The organism is Devosia sp., assembly GCF_017307565.1.
GTDB lineage: Bacteria > Pseudomonadota > Alphaproteobacteria > Rhizobiales > Devosiaceae > Devosia.
In genome coordinates this window covers 1-4,596 of record NZ_JAFKHD010000045.1, presented here as the reverse complement: position 1 = coordinate 4,596, position 4,596 = coordinate 1, and the positions used below count along the sequence as shown (strand labels likewise).

Genomic DNA, 4,596 nt, shown 5'->3' with positions numbered 1-4,596 from the left:
AACGGGGCCGGCAAGTCGACCCTGTTCAACATGGTCGCTGGTAATATCACGCCCGACAGCGGCCAGGTCATCTTCGATGGCGCTGATGTCACTGGTATGAAGCCATACCAGCTCTTTCGCATCGGTATGCTGCGCACCTTTCAGATCGCGCATGAATTTTCGCAGATGACGGCGCTCGAAAACCTGATGATGGTGGCTGGCGACCAGCCGGGCGAGCATCTGGTCTCGACCTGGTTTCGGCCGGGGCTCGTCAAGAGCCGCGAGACCGAGGTGCGCAAGAAAGCCCTCGACGTCATCGATTTCTTGAAATTGGGTCATGTGCGGAACGAGTTGGCTGGCAATCTCTCTGGTGGCCAGAAGAAGCTGCTCGAGCTTGGGCGTACCATGATGGTGGATGCCAAGGTCGTGCTGCTCGACGAAGTCGCGGCGGGCGTCAACAAGAGCCTGCTCAATGATCTCGCCAGCAATATCGAGCGGATGAATCGCGAGCTTGGTTACACGTTCTTCGTCATCGAGCATGACATGGATCTGATCGGCCGGCTCTGCGATCCGGTCATCGTCATGGCGCAGGGCGAAAAGATCGCCGAAGGCCCAATGGCCGAAATTCGCGCCAATCCCCAAATCGTCGAAGCCTATTTCGGCTCGCCTGCCGAGGTAGCTGTCTGATGCCGTTGATTGAACTGAAACATGTCGTCGGCGGCTACGGTGGCGCGCCCATTCTCAATGGCGTCAATATCGCCATCGAGAAGACCGATATCGGTGTCATCGTGGGCCCCAACGGTGCGGGTAAGTCTACGACGCTCAAGGCTATCTTTGGTCTTCTGAAGGTCACCGGCGGCACCATCGATTTTGGTGGCGAGAACATCGCCAATTCCCTGCCGGACAAGCTCGTGCCCAAGGGTCTGAGCTTCGTGCCGCAGGAAAAGAACGTATTCACCTCGATGTCGGTCGAGGAAAATCTCGAAATGGGCGCCTTTACGCGCACCGACGATTTTTCCAGCACGATGGAATGGGTCTACGAGATGTTCCCGGTGCTGCGCGAAAAGCGCCGGCAGCCGGCGGGCGAGCTTTCGGGCGGTCAGCGGCAGATGGTGGCCATGGGCCGCGCGCTGATGAGCAAACCGACGCTGCTTATGCTCGACGAACCTTCGGCGGGCCTGTCGCCGCGCTATGTCATCGAGATTTTCGAGACCATCCAGCGCGTCAACAAGGAAGGCGTTGGCATTCTCATGGTCGAGCAGAATGCACGCCAGGCCCTGGCCTTTGCCTCCAAGGGCTTCGTGCTTGCCAGCGGGCAGAACCGCTTCACCGGCACTGGGGCGGAGTTGATCGCCGACCCGGAAGTCGCCAAGTCTTTCCTCGGGGGCTGAGCCGTGACCGAACTCATTTTCTTCACCAATCAGGTGATCATTTCCGGTCTCGTGCTGGGCTGCATCTATGCCTTGGGCGCCATCGGCATCACGCTGATCTTTGGTATTTTGCGGTTTGCGCACTTTGCTCATTCCGAGCTGATGACGGGTGGCGCGTTCATCGCATTCCTCCTTGCTTCCGCCTTTGCGGCCTGGGGCATTGTCACCCCGATTCCGACCGGCTTTGTCGTGCTGCCCATTGCCATGGTGTTGGCCGCGATCATGGCGCTGGGGATCGACAAGGGCTTTTATGCCCCGCTGCGCAAGCGCGGCGCCAAGCCCGTGACGCTGCTGATTGCCTCGATCGGCGTGACTCTGATGATCCAGGGCCTCATTCGTCTGTTCTTCGGTGCCGGTTCCTATTCCTTCTTCGAGCATGAGCCCAAGGAAGTGTTCCGCTTCGACATGGCCGGCATCGGTTCGACCCGTCCGCTGGTGATCACCGAGCCGCAGGTGCTGATGATCCTCGTGACCCTGGTTTCGGTGCTGGCACTGCACTTCTTCCTGACCCGTTCGCGGCTCGGCAAGGCCATGCGCGCCATGGCCGACAATGCCGATCTGGCGCAGGTTTCGGGCATCAATACCGCGCTTGTCGTGCGGGTGACCTGGATCATTGCCGGGGCGCTCGGCTGCATGGCCGGCACCATGCTGGCGCTCGATGTGACGCTGAAGCCGGACCTTGCGTTCAATATCATCCTGCCGATCTTTGCCGCTGCCATTGTCGGCGGTCTCGGCCAGGCCTATGGCGCCATTGCCGGCGGCATGCTGATCGGCTTTGCGGAAACGCTGGCGGTCTTTAACTGGACCATGCTGCTGCGGCCGCTCAATGCCATCCTGCCTGACTGGATGCAGTTGCCGCCGACCCTGGCACTGGTGCCGACGGAGTACAAACTCACGGTCGCCTTCGTCATTCTCGTCGTCACGCTGCTTGTGCGACCGACCGGTATTTTCAAGGGAGCCTCGTCATGATCCAGCGTTCCCTGACGCTTTTCGGCGGCCTTTTCTGTCTCATCCTGCTGATGGGCTGGGTGATGGGCATGCCCTTCACCTCGTCTCGTCTTGTGGAAGCGGCTGCCTATGCGCTGATCGCGCTCGGCCTCAATATCCAGTGGGGCTATGGCGGGCTTTTCAATTTCGGCATCATGGGTTTTCTGATGGTCGGCGGCGCCGCCGTCACCTTTATCTCCTACCCGGTCAATCCGGTGTTCTGGGGCTCTGAAGGCCCGATGATGCTGGGCAAGGCGTTGCTCGCCTTTGCCGCGGGTGCGTTGCTCGTCTACGCCGCGCGCAAGTCCGATCGCATCGGCATTACCGGCAAGTGGAAGATGGCGCTGACCGTCCTCGCCTGGTTTGTGGCCTATGTGTTCTATCGCAGCCAGCTTGATCCGGCTGCGGCCTATATCGAATCGGCTGCCGGTGGCGGCTGGATCGGCGGTCTTGGTGGTCATCCGGTGCTGGGCTGGTTGTTTGGCGGCGTGCTCGCGGCCGGTATCGCCTATGTAGTGGGCAAGATCTGTCTCGGCCTTCGCACCGACTATCTCGCCATTGCCACGATCGGCATTTCGGAAATCATCCGCGCGCTGATCAAGAACATGGACTGGCTGACGCGCGGCACGCTAACCGTGTCACCGATCCCTTGGCCGACGCCGCTGCCGCAGGAATTTCAGGCTGGCGGCATGAATATCGCCAACTCGCTGCTCGGGGCGCGTGCCAGCTATCTGCTGCTGGCCCTCGTCGTACTCGGCGTGGTGCTGTGGCTGATCTCGCGGGCCTATGCCGGTCCCTGGGGCCGCATGATGCGCTCCATCCGCGACAACCACGTGGCCGCTTCGTCCATGGGCAAGAACGTCACGGCGCGCCAGCTCGAGATTTTCGTCTTCGGCTCGGTGCTGATGGGCATTGGCGGCGCTATGTTGGTCAGCTTCGTTCAGATTTTCGATCCCTCGAGCTATCAGCCGATCAACCACACCTTCCTCATCTGGGTCATGGTGATTGTCGGCGGGGCGGGCAACAATTGGGGTGCCCTCTTCGGGGCGGTGCTGATGTGGTTGATCTGGGTGGTTTCCGAGCCGCTGTCGAAGACCGTGTTTGAATTTGTCAGCAGCTGGTCGACCCAGTTTGGGTGGGGCGCGATTCCAGAAATCGAGGCGCGCTCGGCTCAGATGCGCGTGTTCGTGCTCGGTCTCGTCATCACCATCGCCCTGCGCTTTGCGCCGAAGGGACTGATACCGGAAGTGGTCAAGCGCGAGACTTGAGTTGTCTGAAACTTGACAAATGTCCAAATATGGACAATCTTGATCTTGAAGGAGATTGGGAATGTCCATGTTTGGCTTTGGCGAAGCGCCTCCGGTCGGATTTTCCGGTCAGGCTCTCGGCGTTGAACGCTTCGAGCCCGCCAATCGCCGACGTTTGAGCGCGCCGGCGCTGCGCACCTTTGCCGCCATTGCCGATCTCTGGGGGCTCAATGAGGAACAGCGCCGCCTGGTGCTGGGCTATCCGAGCCGCTCGACCTATCAGAACTGGATGAAGCTCGCGCGCGGCCAGGGCGAGGTGACGCTCGATGTAGATGCGCTGATGCGCCTCTCTGCCGTGTTCGGCGTGCATCAGGCGCTGGGCGTGCTCTATGCCGATGCGCACGAACTGTTGGGCTGGCTCAAGGGGCCGCATGACGCACCGCTCTTTGGCGGACAGACGCCCTTGAGCCTGATCACTTCGGGATCGCTCGATGGCATTGTGCTGGTGCGGCGCTTTCTCGATGCGGCGCGGGGCGGGATCTATATGCCGCCCAATGGGCTCGATGCCGATTTTCCGGCGACCGTGGCGGGGGACATCGTGTGGCGGTAGAAACGCGCCGCGCGCCCGCACCGCAACCGAGCTTTCGGCTGATCCCCTCGCAGTTCCCGCCCATCGGGCTTTTCGACACCGTTTCGCGCGCTGCCGATCTTGAGGCGGTGATGGAACTGGCCGGCTGGACCAATGATCGATTGGTGGCCGAACGCATCAAACGCCTGCCGCAGGACGAGTGGGCGTTTGGCCGGCCCAATTCATCCATTGTCATGGCGGCCTTTTTGCACGCAGCGCCGGGGGGCGGGCGCTTTTCGGGGCCCGATCTTGGCGCCTGGTATGCGGCGGTTTCGGTCGAAACGGGGTTGGCGGAAGTGGCTCACCACCTGCGGCGCGAGGCTTT

The 4,596-nt window shown here is 61.1% G+C and carries 6 protein-coding genes; all 6 read left to right on the top strand.

Annotation, left to right across the window (positions count from 1 at the left end):
• A partial coding sequence (locus tag J0I64_RS00850) for an ABC transporter ATP-binding protein (RefSeq protein WP_291405493.1) occupies window positions 1-666 on the top strand: 666 nt, incomplete at its 5' end.
• The gene (locus J0I64_RS00845) at window positions 666-1,370 is read left to right on the top strand and encodes an ABC transporter ATP-binding protein (protein WP_291405491.1); all 705 of its coding nucleotides are present in this window, start codon (window positions 666-668) and stop codon (window positions 1,368-1,370) included. The genes J0I64_RS00850 and J0I64_RS00845, both read left to right, overlap by 1 nt.
• 3 nt (window positions 1,371-1,373) lie before the next feature.
• Complete coding sequence (locus J0I64_RS00840; protein ID WP_291405489.1) at window positions 1,374-2,378, top strand: branched-chain amino acid ABC transporter permease; 1,005 nt, start codon at window positions 1,374-1,376, stop codon at window positions 2,376-2,378.
• A complete protein-coding gene (locus J0I64_RS00835) occupies window positions 2,375-3,664 on the top strand; it encodes a branched-chain amino acid ABC transporter permease (RefSeq protein WP_366933664.1) in 1,290 nt (429 codons plus the stop codon). The genes J0I64_RS00840 and J0I64_RS00835 overlap by 4 nt, the downstream gene beginning before the upstream one ends.
• Before the next feature lie 67 nt (window positions 3,665-3,731).
• Entirely contained in the window at window positions 3,732-4,253 is a 522-nt protein-coding gene (locus J0I64_RS00830; RefSeq protein WP_291405495.1) for an MbcA/ParS/Xre antitoxin family protein, read from the top strand.
• Window positions 4,244-4,596 (top strand): RES family NAD+ phosphorylase (locus J0I64_RS00825; protein WP_291405487.1); only part of this gene is annotated, 353 nt, incomplete at its 3' end. The genes J0I64_RS00830 and J0I64_RS00825, both read left to right, overlap by 10 nt.

Coding starts and splice junctions, on each gene's coding strand:
- J0I64_RS00835 (WP_366933664.1), top strand. CDS start 2,375: ATGATCCAGCGTTCCCTGACGCTTTTCGGCGGCCTTTTCTGTCTCATC.
- J0I64_RS00845 (WP_291405491.1), top strand. CDS start 666: ATGCCGTTGATTGAACTGAAACATGTCGTCGGCGGCTACGGTGGCGCG.
- J0I64_RS00830 (WP_291405495.1), top strand. CDS start 3,732: ATGTTTGGCTTTGGCGAAGCGCCTCCGGTCGGATTTTCCGGTCAGGCT.